The sequence below is a fragment of the Mucilaginibacter sp. P4_G9 genome, assembly GCF_056400985.1.
This window is the reverse complement of the sequence record NZ_JBFUKF010000893.1, coordinates 1-758: the sequence shown is the minus strand read 5'-3', so window position 1 is coordinate 758 and position 758 is coordinate 1. Positions and strand designations below refer to the sequence as shown.

Annotated in this window: 1 protein-coding gene; it reads right to left on the bottom strand. The window is 36.5% G+C overall.

Annotated elements, in window-relative coordinates; all coding sequences use genetic code 11:
• Positions 1–179: 179 nt before the first annotated feature.
• A complete protein-coding gene (locus AC1DPZ_RS28405; RefSeq protein ID WP_477409846.1) occupies positions 180–734 on the bottom strand; it encodes a hypothetical protein in 555 nt (184 codons plus the stop codon).
• Between the last annotated feature and the right edge of the window lie 24 nt (positions 735–758).

Below are 758 nucleotides of genomic sequence, written 5' to 3'. Positions count from 1 at the left end.
TAAAGAAAGGCCATTAAATAATTACGAAGCATTAAAGTTGGTAAGCACATAATAATGATGTCAATTGTTCAATAAACACTTATCGCACATTAAGGCAACAATTGGTATCGATCAATAATTAAATCAAACTGCGCTTTTTTTACAAAGAACAATTCAACATCATAATTTATACGCTATAATTAGCAGGTAAAGTTTGGCGGTTTGCCGGGAGACTCGATGTAGGGAAAATTCAAATAATAAATTATAGGGCTGGCATTAACTTTTAGCAGTGTAGAAAAGGCAGCGAACTGGTAATTCATCACCGTAAAACTATAATCGTTATTGGTATTTCCTTTTTTCAACGATGACTCGTGTCCTTTTTTACTTAAGGGGACATCGTTGATCTCTTTAGCTATGATCAGGTTGGCAGATACCAGCCTGGTTTTAACGCTATTGGCTATACAAATGAACGACATCGTATCGGGCGCCATCTTGTATCTCAGATAATTATAATAAACGCCCTTTAATTGCAGTTGGCCATTAACACGCACATAATCTTTCCATTTGTGGATTCCGGGCAGATGTACCGGGATTTTGATCTCGACAAGCTTGGTAGCATCGATCTTATTTTCGTAGATCTCTTTTACTATCTGCACTTCGGACTGGTGAATGAAATACTGGGCTACTAAACTGTATCCGCCCAAATTGAACAGATGCACATTTAATAATAGTATCGCAATAAACCTTTTCACCATTCAGAATGTATTGTAGCCTTATAT

Bases quoted from the DNA above. Each gene is read 5' to 3' on its own strand.
- AC1DPZ_RS28405 (WP_477409846.1), bottom strand. From the start codon at position 734: ATGGTGAAAAGGTTTATTGCGATACTATTATTAAATGTGCATCTGTTC.